This window comes from Hallella bergensis DSM 17361 (genome assembly GCF_000160535.1).
GTDB classification, from domain to species: Bacteria; Bacteroidota; Bacteroidia; order Bacteroidales; family Bacteroidaceae; genus Prevotella; species Prevotella bergensis.
In genome coordinates this window covers 462,065-477,779 of the sequence record NZ_GG704782.1, presented here as the reverse complement: position 1 = coordinate 477,779, position 15,715 = coordinate 462,065, and the positions used below count along the sequence as shown (strand labels likewise).

Below are 15,715 nucleotides of genomic sequence, written 5' to 3'. Positions count from 1 at the left end.
GGAAGGGGGAAGTGAGAGATTACACCTTATTATATTGTCACTGTTATAATATCACCCTGTGGGAACGAAGACGCTGCACAAGCCAAGTGGCAAGAAATCCGGCGGACATTTCTGTGCCTTATGATAAAATCGGCTCTGCTTATCATGATGGCTCATAACAAAGAAATAGACACATACCCCCATTTTTCCCGTTAACAGCCCGACGGATTGCTCTTTGATTAGAATATCCTCCAGTTTCTTCTCAAAATCTAGATTCTCCATTGCGTCTAAAAGTTTACTGTTTGTTTTTCGGAATCGTTGTTAAAACTGTTGTCACTCTTTCGGGTAGATTTGCCCCCTCCCAAATTATACTTTGCAACGAACATAATACCCAACCCAGAATTATTTTGGTCAGTATAATACCTTTTCGTGGAGTATCCGTCTATCGAAGTACTATTGTACCGTTTGTTATTCATATTATCTATTGGAACCGCAAGGTTGATGGCAACCGGCAGCTTTCCCTTCAAGAAGGCACGCACCGCCGTAAACATCATCGTATTCATTCCCCATACATTATCTCCTTGGAAAATGGCCTCCTTATTATAGATATAAATGTGCGAGACACGGAAGTTTAACTTCTGACGTTGCAACATATAATTTAGTTCTGAACGAACCATAACACCATGTCCTTCCACATTACATCCGTATGCGTCATTTTTTAACTTTTCCGTGAAAAAGCTGACATCCTCATTAAGCATCAATCCTTTCATCAATTGATACTGCCCTGTAATGCCATAAATAAACTGAGATTCGTTTGCATTAAAGTTACTCTCGGTAATCATTCCGTCATTGCCTTTGTTATAAATGGAATAAATGCCATCCTTTGTGACAAGTGTTCTTTGATAGACCGTGAACCACTTATCAAAGGTCAATGTGGAATATATATGATGCTGAACTGTCTGCTTCAAGAAGGGATTGCCTTGGTGTAACATCCATCTGTCCACACGATATTGGTTGGAGGATAGTTGGTCAAGACTGGGGTAGCTCGTATCGCAGGTATAGTTCACTCTGCATGTCAGTTTTTCGAATGGTTTCCAGAAAAGCCACCCTCCTGGTTCCCAAGTTGTATGACTAACACGTCCTGCGCTATTTCTATCGATGACATTGTTCCATCCCATGCCGACTCGGATGCTGAAATTATCCACCGGCTGATACGACAGCATGGATCCCACACGGTTTCGGTTATTGATGGATGTATATATGTTCTCGTTTGTCGCCCGATTGGTATTGATATATTTTCGCCAAATCAGGGAATAGTCGATATAGAAGTTCCATTTTTTTGCAAAGGGGAAAGTGAGATTGAAGAAATACCTGATGAAATGCTTCTTTCCATGCGTTAGGTTCTCATTGTCATCCGTGCCTGTTTCCCGGTACAGTCTGTCTTCGTTGATGGAATAATTATTGTATGAGATGTCGCTTTTGATATTCAATTTCTTGATTTGTCCGCTATAGAATAGTCCTACGGTATAGTCGTCTGTCTTATATTTGTCATGCGATTCTTGACTCGCCCGACTCGTCAGTCCTGAATCGGTCCTTTCCAAATCGTAGTTGGTTTTATTCTTGGACTTGGTCCATTCTCCATTCATCTGCAATGAGAGTGTATGCCCTTTGCTCACCATATAGTCAGCACCAACCGTTATGGAGGGCTGATAATAATAAAGAACCTCGTTGGGGTGCGCCAAGTCTACTTCACCCAGCGACTTCTTTTTATATCTATCTGTATATTCGGTTTCGATGCTCGAGGCATTTTTTCTATGATTTACCTTATAATTAGGCGAAACATAAAAATTCCATTTGTTCAATGAATAGGTGAATGGCGCGTAAAAAGTAAGGAAACCACCATTCTTGTTATTGATGAAAAGGGCATCGCGCGTGTGAGGCGTGAAATCCCAACCAACATAGTCGTCTTTCAGCTTAAGGTTCACCAAAACGGCATGCCCGGCATACTTACCACCGGGACGATAGGTTACATTGATGTAGGCTATTCGTTTGGGATTTATTTCCCGAATATAGTTCTGGGGCTTTTCCACATCATTCACCACGAGCACCACATCCGTCTCCCCGTTAATTTGGATTTCGTCGGTAACCCAATCCCTTCTCACACCGGGGAGTTTGGCTAAAAGTTGCGCTGCATTCTGCGTTCCTTGTCTCATGGAATCGGTCACCAAATACTGATCCGTGTCAATACTTTGTTTTTTCAATTGCCCCTTAATCTCCACATCAGCAAGTGTTTGTCCCGGCTGAAGCATGATGATACCAAGTTCTTCAGACAACCTTTTCTCGTCATGCACCATCAATCGCGCATATCCGACGTAAGATACCGTCACCTTGGTAACAGTATCCTTAGGGGTTTGCATCGAGAAAAGACCATCTGGATCTGTCACTGCACCACAAACAAAATGATTCTTTCTGTTAAACAATTGTACCGTCGCACCCATCAGCGGCTGCTTGCTCTCTGCATCACATACTTTCCCTTTATAGTACTGTGCCGACGAGGTCATACTATACAGGAAAACCATTATAAGAAGGATAAACTTTGGTTTCATAGACTTAGATATGATGGATGGTAGGTATCATTTATCATCTGTCTCCAACATCAACACTACGTTAAATATCGACAAGCGTGATGTGTAAGTTTTGTAAGATGTTCAATGAGAAGCGTACGCTAATGTTCATCGCAAGGGGCGAGGAATGTACTTTAGGATAGTCAAAGCAAAGTACCGAATCTCGGCACTCGCTTTCGTTTTCGTACAAATCAAAAACATCAGGCGTTAGCCTCGTTGTGTTCAGATTTGTGGTCTTGAATGTAGAAGTAAATACCGCCTACACACGCAACGACAGACACGAAAATTGAAACGATAATTGCTCCCATATTATTTTCCTTTCTTCTTTTTGTTAAAATCTTTATTATCCTTAACCAAGTACAACATAATGCAAATATAAATAAATTTAAGTTCCTATGCCAAACTTTTCTAATAATTTTACTTCATACAATCTACTTGGCAACTACTGCTGAATAGTTATCGCCTTGAAGGAAAGGGGGGTAAAATATTATAAAAAATCGAAGGTTATTAATTTTGTTTTATAGAAAATGCCTAACTTTGTAAACTGAACTTTATAAGATTGCAATATTCTTATTAAATATAATTTATATGAGTATTCGTAAAGATGTCATCAAACAGTGCCTGATTAGTAAGCAGCGCGAAGTGGATGAGGCGGAGATTGTGAACCGACCCATCGACTTTGAAGAGAATGGCAATTATGTGATAGTTGGCGTGAGACATGCGGGTAAGTCGTATCTGCTGTATCAGCGCGTGCGTCAGCTGCAGGCGGAAGGAAAGGGATGGGACGAGATTCTGTTTGTGGACTTTGAAGATGAGCGTCTGGCTGAATTCCAGGCGGAAGACTTTAACAGTCTGTTGGAAGCCCATCTGGAATTGTATGGTAAGAAGCCAGTAGTGTTTTTGGACGAGGTGCAGAACATTCCGCATTGGGATAAGTTCGTGCGTAGGTTGGCTGATGCGAAATACAGGGTGTATGTGACAGGTAGCAATGCAAAGATGCTGAGCAAGGAGGTGGCAACTACGTTGGGCGGACGGTTCTTTATCTGCGATGCATACCCATATTCATTCAAGGAGTATCTCGTAGCTCAGCAGGTAGAACTGAGGGAGCATTGGGAGTATGACACGATTCAAAGAAGCGAAGTGAAGCGATATCTGAATGAGTACTTCTATTACGGTGGTCTGCCAGAGATCCTGTCGTTTAAGAACAAGCGGGCTATGCTTTCGAGCTTGTACCAGAAGATCTACCTGGGTGACATCTGTGCCCGGAACAATATTAAGAACGACAGGGTGTTGAACATTCTGATTAAGAAGATGGCAGAGAGCGTGAAGCAACCGCTGTCGTATAACAGGTTGAGGAACGTGATAGTGGCAACGGGGTCGCCCATCAGTGTGCCTACCACGATAGACTATGCGGATTATGCCGCTGACAGTTGGCTGATATTGCCCATGGAGAATGAGATTGGGAAGCTGACGGAGAAGGAGACGCAGAAGAAATACTACTTCGTTGATAACGGCTTACTGAACCTGTTCCTGATGAACTCAGAGACATCGCTATTAGAGAACATGGTGGCGGTAGAACTGTGCAGGCGGTATGGCAAAAAGAATGTGTTTTTCCTGAATGCGGAGAAGGAGATAGACTTCGTTGTGCCTGATGAGAAGCTTGCTATACAAGTGTCCTACAGTATCAAGGATGAGACCACTTACAACAGGGAGGTGTCACCACTGGTCAAGTATGCCAAAGCGCACGAGGACTGGAAGTGCCTGCTGATTACTTACGATGAGGAGGGCACGGAAGAGGAAATACCCGTGGTTCCTGTGTGGAAGTGGTTGACGTAGACCTTTTTGATTGACACGGATACATTCAAGATATGGATACAAAGAAGCTCATTGAAGATGTTCTATTTGACCTTGGCAACAATAAGAGCCTGACGGATGTTTCCAGTAAAATGCAGATTATTGTTAACCTGAGTTCGAGACTTTCTTATCCCGAACTCTGGTTTAAAGGAATCTATAAAAATGCGATTCCTATTTTAATAAGTGAATATCTCCATGGCAGCTTTAGCCATCTTCTCTGGCTCATGTCCAACTCCCGACACTATAGATAGCTTCCAATTAAAAGAAACACCATTATTTTTTGCTATCGACTGTGAAGTTGTATAATAAAATTTGCCGCGTTCCAATCGGTTTGAACCTTGAGCCACAGAGCCCTCTTTATTGTTAAGTCCTGAAGTGCTGGTATCATTTCCACCCAACTGCACATAAAAATTCCGCGCTAAGAGTCTTGGAAGCTGCTTATTCCATTTCACATCGGTAATCTCTTTATAGCCATAGGGAAACGATTCCTTAGCATCCGGCAATGTGTACCAACCTGAATTAGCAGCAACTGCACGATTCACATGTGTCGTCTCCATGAAGGTGCAGAAACGATGAACAAATTGCCCTCCCGCGGAATGTCCCCACATATCGTATGAGGTCTGTATTGACTTGGTAAGTAGCTTCACTGCGTCAAATATGGCTTCCACATAGTTAAAGTTCCAACTGGCCTTTGCCAATATACCGACATTGCTCTGTGATTTGTTTATTCCACCAAGAATATACTCCGTAGTACTTGGATAATAAGCTACTGGGAACTCAAAGGCAAAGATCATTACCCTATTCTTTTTTGCCCAGCTAGAAAAATACTCAAGATGAATATCCGCATCGCGTGACTCTCCTGGGAAAATAAACAGAATTGGCATCCGGCTGACATCGCCGGCCGAGGGCAGCAGATAATGCACTTTGATTGGTTTGTCAGCTAGCGTAGGCAATTCGCCATAGTTGAATGTATGGGGCGTGTTATCTTGAATGAGCGATAGCGAGGTACTTACATCATCACCGCTTTTGCCATCCTCCAATAATACATCATCTTTCCAGCATGAAGACATAGAGAAAAATAGCAATATAAGAACTAAGCTGTAAAATATGTGTTTCATATCAGAACAAGAGTTGAATATTCATTTTGACTGAACGTTCCTTATACGGCTCCATAATAACCGTTCGATAGTGAGTATAGTTGCCAAGTAGCTGCAATTTGAGGGTATTACCGCAAAAGTATTTAGCAACTCCTACATCCCATGCATAATTTTTCCTTAACGCCGAATTTTCTACTTCAGCAAACTCTGGTTTCACATAACTGTAAGCCGTATTAAAAGCCCATCCATTTTTAGTAATATATCCCATCTGCACATCCACACCATTGCCCAAAGCCAACATTTGCGAAATCTCTTCCGGTTGAAGTTTTGAAGCGACACTTGCTGCAGTGTATAGATTCTGAAGTTTTGTCGCAGTAGTATTTGTATAGTCGGCAAGCAACGTAAAACCTGCCCACTTCAACAAAATGTCAGCAGAAAATTTCCTCAAGTCTGGATATGCAAGTTTACCCTCTTTGTCATACATTCTAAAATCACCGTGTCCTTCGCCCACTGCATTGCTTGCTCCGTCGTTATAACTGAAAGCCGCGCCAATAGCAACCTTAGGGCTCGTTTCTCGGGCAAAATCATAGAATACATATTCGTTACCTCTTTTGAAATATCCATTGGGATAGATAGTGACACGACCTCCATATTTCAATCCGCCACAATCTACATCGGCACTGGTTGAACCAAATGAGTTCTTACCGTCACCCGACGTAACCGCTATACCGAAATCGGCTCCAACGGTATTTGATCTCATACGGTATTCGGCATAAAATCCAAGCTCTCGTCCCGAATTGTTGAATGATTTACTCATCACAGAATGCTCACCATTGGCTGTACTCTGATCGCGCAACATCATGTCACGAGTGTTGGTAAACGTCTGCTTCTGTCCGAAAGTCAGTACAAGATTATCAACTGGCCTATACGAAGCATAAGCATCAAGTAGTGGATATCCCTCTGTGAAATCCGCTTGAAGGAATAATCCTAACTTCTGATGAAGGAAAAAACCCTCCACATTGAAAAAAGCATGATCTACATTCAACCCATTGCTGTTAGCATCATTCTTTATTTCGGTGAAGTGTCCTCCTGCTGATATATATCCACCTATCCTCACATGATTATCCTTACCCCCTAAATTGAGATTCAGGATACCGTCAGTAAGTGTTTTTTCCGTTTCACTGTTAAGTGACTGTCCCCAAGATAGGATTACGCCGGAACAAAGTATTGTTGACAAAATAATCTTGTTTATCATATCTTTAGCTATCATTGTCGTGTATTTACATTTTATTATTTTACTCTATATATAGGTAGCGTTTCGCCGACCCCAGTATCGATGACATGAAAATTAACAAAACCATTAGCACACTCTGGTTCAAGAAGAATACCAGCCAGCGTAGACAGCGGCTGATTCATGGGAATAACTATACTACCTGCAGGGACTCTAATAGTTGCGTCAGCTACTGCCGTCTTAACCGACACTGGATGCATATTTAGTATCTCCGTCTTCTGTGTGCGCTGTGATTTCACCGTATATATCTCCACCTGCATCGCTGTAGCTTTCTTGATTATCTCATAATTTATGCCAAACTTATCTACCAACTCTATGGCCTTCTTTTCATCGCCACCAATAATGTAAGCCTTTGGTCGTACCACTTCCTTTATCACTTCCACATGTTTAGCTACATGAGCATCCACCGGGATTGTGAGTTGTTTGTTTTTCAGCAAATCTATAAAATCACAAGGATAACACTTCGTAACGGGCACCCTGTATGCTGTAACGATGGGCCGATTCTGCATGGCTGCGTTCTCAACCGTCTGTTTTAGTTCGTTGGCATTGTCATATGCCGTCTGTGCATATGACCGAGCAAGCTGATAGACCGTATTGACCCGTCGCAGATAGGAAGACCCTCCAAGTCCAACCCCTCGTATTTCCATAAGCATGGACACACATCCGCGCAAGGCCATAATGTTGCTTGACGAACGCGTCGAATGCCCTCCGACGTTCATTACTACTCGCCCGCCCTCTGTCTTAGTCGTAAAATAAATAGCACTTTTCAATCCCCATGTTTTAGCCATAGACTTTGCATTAGGAATAAAGTTCTCTTCCACTAATTTTGTCAATCCGGGATATACATTGGGATTTGAGCTGTAAAGGAACATAAAATCATTAGCATTGGAAATGATGCGATCTGATACTTCATCATAATTAGCACGCAGTGGTTTATACTCATGAAAATCTATGAACACATGAGGTTTTACTCTGGCCGCAACAGTATGAAGCGCTTGGTTTTCCACCGTCGACAATCTGGTTTGATCTCTATTAAGGTCGATTCCGTTGTTTGCATACCGCATATCAGCTTCAGACCCGTCAATATTCACCATAGGCATGATATAAAAATCACATTTCTCGAGCAAACTATTCAATTCCCTGTCTTTTGCAAGATTATGAATATACCACATAAGCCCTTCTGTTCCAGCATGTTCATTGCCATGAAGACATCCGATATAAAGAATACGTAACTTTTCTGCCGATTGTTTGTTATTGCTTATCGTGATCAAAGGTATTGCTTTGCCTTTTTGACTTTTTCCAACAAGTTCCATTTTCATTAGGCCAGGATTGGAATCCACCTCATTATGAAGATATTTCATCATCGTCTTATATGAAGTGTAATACCCACCGCCGGTAAATGCCGGTGTTTCTATCCTTACATCGGGATTGGCAAACCATGTACGTGTCACCTTACGTGGCTGCTGAGCAAAAGCGCATAACGAAATAGCAATGAACGAGAATAACAAGCTATACTTTTTCATACTTTATCAGAATTTTAATTGATACATGAGATCGGCACTCCACTCGTTGCCGGAATGATTGCGACCATCAGGAGTTCGTCCCTCACCTTTAGGTCTGGTCCAACCGACCGTCAACTGTATCTTACTGGCGTAGTTGCGCGTTAAGTATTTGGTAATACCGACATCGGCATAGTCGGGGCGATTATAGTACAGGTCGTTATTAAGAAAAGAATACTTGTCAGCTCCAATATGGGTATATCTTGCATCAATGCTCCAAAGATTCCTAAACATATACCCCATCTGAACATTTACACCCCATCCAAGCAGCATTTTGGCTTTAATATACTCTTCCGGGTGGTCTCCCTTGAGTCCCTCCACCTTGAAATCAGTAGCTGTTGAGCCGTCATTACGAACTCTTGCAGTAATTCCGTTGGGCACATAGCCCCAAGTTTTAGCAAACTCTGCCAGAGCAGAAAAACCACAATACTTAAAATTAATATCGGCAACGAATTTTCCCATATCCGGTAATTCGTAACGTTTTTTATCATTCATATAGAGAATGTCGCCCGATGAGCGACCGCCACGCCTGTCACTTACTCCTGTCGCATAGCTATAGGCAACCCCAACACAAAGCTTAGGTGTGAACTCATACGCCATATCTCCCTCTCTACTCTGACCGTAACGGCGAAATGTGCCAAAAGGCAAATAGTTGATACGGGCACCGTATTTCAGTCCCTCATAGCGCTTTTTGCCAGACACAGGACCATCTCCATCAGTTATAGCAATAGAAGGACGGATGACACCTGGCAGAAATGGAAGTTTTCTGCTTGCATCCACAAATAGTCCTATCTCACGTATGGTACTAAAAACAGAGGTTATCTTGCTTCGTTCAACAAAGGAAAGGGTATGCGACGCCATTGTCAACTCTATATTATCAGTAGGCGTTGAACGCTGTCCGAAAGAAATTTGCATGCGATTGTCGCCCCATGGCCTATAACTAACAAAGGCATCGTGTAACATAGACCCAGCTCCTTCTGTATCGGTTTCACTTCCTTTAACCATATCAAGAGCAAGGCGATAACGTAGTTTGCCGTGCAATGCTATGCCGTTGAAACGCAGACGCGCACGACGAATGCGAAAGCGATTGTACGTTTTATCCACGTCCTTGTATTTCCTAACATTGGCTGTTGCCTGTACCAATCCGGATATATTTAAGTTGCCGCCGTTAGGCGATATAAGATTAATTCCATCTCCTAACCTGTAGTGGCCAATGTATGAGGTTAATCCTTCGTCCTCATCGCTGTCGATTGCTTCCATCTCCTCACTCATGTCCATGTCATCCAACTCTTCCTGGCTATAGGAGGGAAGGCATATCAGCATCAATGCAATCATCGAACATAGAAGTTTATTATTTAGAAACGCCATATAACATCTTATGTGTAATTAAACATTATTACTAACAACACAGAGGCTCGATCTACTCTTCGAAGTTGCCTTTTTTTATGACCGTTCCTTCATGCATCATTCGTGTTCCGCGTGCCCAGACCTCCTGAAGCTGCCATTGGTCATCAAAGAGAGTAAAGTCGGCATCAAGTTCCTCTGCTATTCTACCCTTACTCTTCAATTTCATGTTCTTTGCTGGATTTACAGTGATGAGCTTAAAAGCCTCACTCGGGCTCATGCCATCTTCCTTGATCAAGGCAACAACCTGTTCGAGATTCTTGTGCAAAGGTGCTTTTTTATATGTATCTTCACCAGTCTCGGAATTCTTACGACGAACCCCAGCATTACCGTCGCTCGAAAATGTCATCTGGTTGATGTTTATTCCTCTTTCCAAGCCCTCCATCACGGTCAGGTGAGGATCCGTATATTTTGTACCTCCTGTACTGATATCTACCATCCCTCCAAGCTTGGCAAATTCTATAGCCTGTAAAAACAAGTCGTGCGTTCTGCCCATATGAGTAGGAGAAATATAGGAGATAAGGCTTGGGAACTCTTTTGCAATTTCCAACAATAAATCTATCTTAGAGGGTAATGCTCCCAAATGAACGTGCATAACACCTCCTTTTGCCGAAGTAAAGCCACCGAGTCGCACTTGCTGAATAATTCGCAGCAATTCTAACTTCGTTGGATGCGACGACCTGTCATCGCTCATCGCAATCTTACATCCGATACATTTGTCCAGATATATCATATCCTCAGCTATTGAGGAAGTAATGGTAGGTGTAGGTAATCCGTAAAAACCCGTCAACATATAAGCTGAAATTCCATCTTGACACAGTGCTTTCGTTTTAGCATACAGTTGTGGTAGCGTCTTGACGAATCCATCTGTGCCAAGCAAACCGACTACAGTTGTCGTCCCACATTTTATGAGCGTGGAGAGGCTGATCTCTGGAGCGAGCGAAAAATAGCCAGTTTGTCCACCGCCACCAATTATATGGACGTGTTGGTCAATTAGTCCCGGCATACAATTCAATCCTTGTGCGTCAATCTCTTGAGTCTGCGTACCGGTAACGTTAAGATGTTCTCCTATGGCAACAAGCTTTTCGCCACACAGCAACAAGTCCTTCACTCCGCAGTATTCAGGAGTATATAAATGTGTATTCTTAATCAGGGTAAGCATATCGATGATGTTTATTGTATTAAATATAATGTATTAAGATCATAATCATAAGGCCTAACGTAAGGGGCAAAGCATTACGCCTCACCAACTCTACTGGCTTAATTCCTGCAACTTCTGCTATAGCTACAATTACCCCAGCTATGGGAGAAATAGCCCTACCCATAGACGAAGATAGCTGCATCGGCAAAAGCATATCAACAGGTTGCATACCTACCTTAGAAGCGATTCCAGGTGCCAAAGGACCAAACGAGAAGAACGAGGCATTACCACTTCCCATCAAAATCGCTGCCATAAAGATTACAGCAATGATAACGATACTGACAGCAATTCCCGGGAAGCCTAAATGAGTGCAGCCAGCTACGAGGACATCAATAAAACCTAAAGATATAAGTCCCTTAGAAAATATTTCTGCAGCAATAATGAGGGTCACAACTTTACCAAACACGTTGCCCATACCCGTCCAAAATGATTTTATCTGAACAAGAGCTCCTTTCAGTGAACGATAATGGATCATTTCGAAAATCAATGCAACTATCAATGAGATAAACATGGCTGTGGTCGTATCGAGCACTATTGGTCTACCAAACGGCTGAAAATAACTTGAGAACGTTACAAGAAGCACTAACGGGAGTACGGGAAGTATAGCATAAATCAACGGGACATCAACTTTCATTGTCTTCACATCCATCTTCTCATTTGTAATGACACCTTTCGCACGATCTATTCTGTCAAAATAACGATTACTGAAGTAGTACACCACCATTAAAAATATAGTGACAGGAATTACCAAAGACAATTGGTGCTCAACAAAATATTCCATGTTAGTCATTCCAGCAAGTTCTGCCGAACGTGCTGTATTAGCAGAACCGGGTCCCATATCAAAAATTGTACAGGCAGAGATAACCGATACCGCAGTGGGTCTGCTCACTCCCAAATTCACGAGAATTGGAAAGATCGACACAACGAGTAGCAGTCCTAAACCCGCCGCACTTGGCGTACAGATAAAAAGCATTTGACCAATCGGTATCACAAGAATGGCAGCTATATCAGGCACTCGTCTGAGTAGCATCAGCGGCCGCATAGAAACATAAACGAGAGCTGTGCTTGCCTGAATAGTCTTCATGTATGCTACATATCCGCCTATAGTCATGATCATTATACCAACTCGCATCAGGTTTGTACCCATCACCTGCTTAATCATTAAAAAAAGGTCGAAAACAGTCCAACCTGTAGATTTCCCAGACAGATCGCGCTCAACATCTATAGAATACAATCCCAATGACATACTGGTACCAAGCATTATCAGACCAGCCAACAGTAATACAATCTGCGGATTGTACTTATGCGTCAGTGCATAGGCAACTATAATGATGAATAGGAAAGAAACTATGGTTCCAATATATATCATACCTCTCTTATTTTTCGTAGGTCATGCTTAACACGTTTATGCGTGTTGTTCCTGTAGCCGTAAGTGTAACGCTAGTGCATTTCTTACTATCTTCACCTTTCCATACGCCACTGCTTATCGTGCCCGAGTCTACAGCCCAAGAATCAATATTATCCATATTTGCCGAAGTCCACGACAACGATGTAATAGAGTAGCCTTCCTCTACACTCAATGTGATAGCATCACCTTTATATATACGCAAATCAGTTGCTCCACCCTTGGATGTATAAAAACGTATGCTCGTCTTATCAGTCGCGTCTTTCGCGTTGTGTGGAGTAAGCGTGAAACCTTTAATTACTAAAGGACGGTCAAGCAGTATTCCCGAACTCTTGCCCGGAACTTCATACCCCCAAGATTGTATGGCATCGGCCGACGTAAAATCTAATGACACACTGATAGGATCTTCCGGCTCAGGTTCTGGGGCTGGCGTTACTGTAGGTTTTAATGTGGCAACACCCTTTTCATAAGTAACCGTCAGCACATTCATTCGCGTCGTTCCAGTGGCCTTAAACGACACACTGTTAACAGTACCATCCGTTGGGGGCGTCCAAACACCTTCTGCTATAGTTCCGCAGCTTGGTATCCATTCATTAATCGTAGTAGTGTTCTGAGACGTCCACTGCATGGCTGTTATAATATAACCATTAGGAGCTTCAAATGTCAGTACGTCTCCTGCATACACTCTCAAATCGAGCACCCCGGATCCAGTAGCATAAATACGAGCATGATTCTTGGCATCACCATGAGTGGCTCTGATAGAGACACCGTCCTGCGAAATACTTGAAATTTCAGTACCTGCGCTGCCATCAGGAATGACTATACCCCACCCCTTAATTGCGGTATCCGATGTAAAATCGAATATGACTTTCTGTGGAATATTTTCGTCTATTAATTCTGACTCCACATCGTCGGTCGTGCAACTTAATAATAAAAAAGAGCATGCTAAAATCTGAATAGAAATAGCACCTAAAAAATTAAATATCTTATTTGCTTTCATATTAAAAAATTAGGTCTTGAGTTATGGGAACAAAATTAATATAATGTTATTCTACTATTCGAAGTATATGGATAAAAATACTGAAATTAAAACTATAATATTTATTTAACTTATTGATATTTAAAGTAATTATAATAATTTTAGAATACGAAAAATATAGATTTATTTCGATAAAATATTGTTATAGTATCGATTTATTTCAATTTTTTAGCTTTTATATAAGATAATATAGTAACTTTGCATGAATGAATAAAGAAACAAAATATGAAAAGTGTACATCACATTGTTTTAGTTTTGCTTTTTATTGGCATTGTTTCGAAATATACAAACTGCCATGCACAGTCGGTTATGCTGGACTCTGTTTACCAGAAACTCGACGAAACTATCAAAAACTCTGCTACCTATAAGAAAACAAAACTGAAAGAAATTTCAGTTCATCGTAAACAATGGTTGAGTGCAAAATCGGCTGAACAGAAATATCAAACTGCCTTTCAATGTTATCTTGACTACCGGGCGTTTGATAATGACTCTGCTCTGCATTATTTATTCTGTTGTCTTGACTTAGCTGAAAAAAAAAAAGACAAACCTACAGGCGTATTGCAACACGCTCATAGGTCATCAATATGTTGTTTCGGGATATTTCAACGAAGCGCAACACTACCTGGAGGCCGCAGATCCAAATGTACTCAATACCGAACAACTGAATACCTATTACTATTATAAGAATCACCTTTACAGGGAATTGGCACTGTATGGTCACGACAAAAAATTGCATAGACTATATAGCGAGATGGCAAGGAAATATCTTGACTCGGTTAATATCACTCTGAAACCGGTCAACAAACTGTATTATCAGCGCCGTTGCATCACCAATTTCCACAATGCCAACTATCAAGATGCCATGCAAATAAACGATGAATGGATGTTAAATTGCAAACAGGGTACTCAGAGTTATGCTACAATGGCATATTACAGATCAGAAATATATCGTGTTTATAACAACAAGGATATGCAGAAGTATTGGCTAGCTGTTGCCTCTATCAATGAGTTGCAAAGCGCCATGATGAATCAAGTAGCACTTTGGAACTTGGCTGAAATTATGAACAATGACGGCGATATCGACCATGCATTTTCTTATGTGGAATGTTCTTGGCAAAATATATCTCAGTTCAGCACACATAAAAGAAGTTGGGTGGTCACTCCAATACTAACTCAGATTAGTCAAGAATACAGAACAAAGCTGGGCAAAGTAAACTCTACTGTCACATGGTTACTGTGTGCAACTCTGTTATCTATCATTTTCCTCCTACTCTCATTAATCATTGTGCTCCGTGAAAGAAAATTAACCAATGCTGCACAACATAGTCTTAAAATAACTTATGAAGAATTGGCCATACTGAATAAAAGGTTGTCTAATCTCAACACACGCCTCGTTGACTCTAATAGGGTAAAAGATCAATACATTACAAACTTCTTCCATATCTGTTCGGAATACATCGAAAAGATGGACAACTATAGGTTAAAAATCAATCGTAAACTAAAAGTTAACCAGATAAAAGAGGTTATCAACCTAACCAGCTCAGAACAAATGAAAGAAGATGAACGAAAAATGCTTCTTAAACATTTTGATAAAGTATTCCTCAACTTATACCCCAACTTCGTGGAAGAATTTAATGCAATGTTAAAACCGGAAGCCCGAATAACGCCTAAAAGAGGTGAGCAAATGAACACTACCCTTAGAATTTTCGCCCTCATTCGGCTCGGAATAAATGGAAGTTCAAACATTGCCGAGTTTCTGAACTATGCTCCTAATTCCATCTATGCCTATAGGGCAAGAACAAAGAACGGAGCAATAAAAGACAGGGATGACTTTGAGAATCAAATTATGAAGATCGGATTGACAGTGTAGAAAAGTGAAGTTCTATCCCTGATAACTTTTCTGTTTAAGATTTCAAAATGTTTGACAGCTAAACATCTTTCATTTTCCCGTTTATAAGGAGGATAGTAACATTACTCCTTACGTAATTTCGGTGTAATATTTCTGACAAAAGGCGCGCTCAGTTTCGCGGATTTCAAAACATAAACCACGTGGCACGAAATACGCGAAAAATAGCGGGGTTTACAAGACTCTGACAGTCAGCGGATTGCAAAATAAGGGCTTTTCGTTATAGTTTTATTTCCTGCGGTTGGATATCGATCGGCGGTGCGGTTAAGCCTTAAACGAACGGCGACGAGGCTGTCGACGCGTCGCATGCGAGGCCTAAACGCGATGCCGAAAGGCTGTAATCGCAGCCAATTTGG

The 15,715-nt window shown here is 41.5% G+C and carries 11 protein-coding genes; 3 read left to right on the top strand and 8 right to left on the bottom strand.

What is annotated here, in order from left to right:
• Positions 1–266: 266 nt before the first annotated feature.
• On the bottom strand, positions 267–2,585 hold the full coding sequence (locus HMPREF0645_RS10285) for an outer membrane beta-barrel protein (protein ID WP_007174934.1): 2,319 nt from the start codon (positions 2,583–2,585) through the stop codon (positions 267–269).
• Between the two features lie 606 nt (positions 2,586–3,191).
• Here HMPREF0645_RS10285 and HMPREF0645_RS10280 point away from each other — a divergent pair.
• A complete protein-coding gene (locus tag HMPREF0645_RS10280; protein WP_007174933.1) occupies positions 3,192–4,439 on the top strand; it encodes an ATP-binding protein in 1,248 nt (415 codons plus the stop codon).
• Between the two features lie 194 nt (positions 4,440–4,633).
• On the opposite strand, the gene HMPREF0645_RS10275 is transcribed toward HMPREF0645_RS10280, so the two are convergent.
• From HMPREF0645_RS10275 to HMPREF0645_RS10245, 7 genes are all read right to left on the bottom strand, one after another.
• Positions 4,634–5,575, bottom strand: a complete 942-nt coding sequence (locus HMPREF0645_RS10275; protein ID WP_007174932.1) for a hypothetical protein — start codon at positions 5,573–5,575, stop codon at positions 4,634–4,636.
• 1 nt (position 5,576) lies between these two features.
• Positions 5,577–6,824 carry a hypothetical protein gene (locus HMPREF0645_RS10270; protein ID WP_007174931.1) on the bottom strand — a complete coding sequence of 416 codons (1,248 nt, stop codon included), beginning with the start codon at positions 6,822–6,824 and terminating at the stop codon, positions 5,577–5,579.
• Positions 6,825–6,844: 20 nt separating this feature from the next.
• Complete coding sequence (locus HMPREF0645_RS10265) at positions 6,845–8,368, bottom strand: M14 family metallopeptidase (RefSeq protein WP_007174930.1); 1,524 nt, start codon at positions 8,366–8,368, stop codon at positions 6,845–6,847.
• A gap of 6 nt (positions 8,369–8,374) precedes the next feature.
• On the bottom strand, positions 8,375–9,739 hold the full coding sequence (locus HMPREF0645_RS10260; protein ID WP_156777902.1) for a porin: 1,365 nt from the start codon (positions 9,737–9,739) through the stop codon (positions 8,375–8,377).
• Positions 9,740–9,824: 85 nt separating this feature from the next.
• Positions 9,825–10,970, bottom strand: a complete 1,146-nt coding sequence (iadA, locus tag HMPREF0645_RS10255) for a beta-aspartyl-peptidase (RefSeq protein WP_007174928.1) — start codon at positions 10,968–10,970, stop codon at positions 9,825–9,827.
• 19 nt (positions 10,971–10,989) lie between these two features.
• Positions 10,990–12,378, bottom strand: coding sequence for a C4-dicarboxylate transporter DcuC (gene dcuC, locus HMPREF0645_RS10250; RefSeq protein ID WP_007174927.1), 1,389 nt, complete (start codon positions 12,376–12,378; stop codon positions 10,990–10,992).
• Between the two features lie 7 nt (positions 12,379–12,385).
• Positions 12,386–13,414 (bottom strand): hypothetical protein, encoded by a 1,029-nt coding sequence (locus HMPREF0645_RS10245; protein ID WP_007174926.1) that lies wholly within the window; start codon positions 13,412–13,414, stop codon positions 12,386–12,388.
• A gap of 264 nt (positions 13,415–13,678) precedes the next feature.
• Between HMPREF0645_RS10245 and HMPREF0645_RS10240 the strand changes: the two genes are divergently transcribed.
• A complete protein-coding gene (locus HMPREF0645_RS10240) occupies positions 13,679–14,137 on the top strand; it encodes a hypothetical protein (protein ID WP_044123514.1) in 459 nt (152 codons plus the stop codon).
• Positions 14,138–14,204: 67 nt separating this feature from the next.
• The gene (locus HMPREF0645_RS10235) at positions 14,205–15,323 is read left to right on the top strand and encodes a DUF6377 domain-containing protein (protein ID WP_007174924.1); all 1,119 of its coding nucleotides are present in this window, start codon (positions 14,205–14,207) and stop codon (positions 15,321–15,323) included.
• Positions 15,324–15,715: the final 392 nt, after the last annotated feature.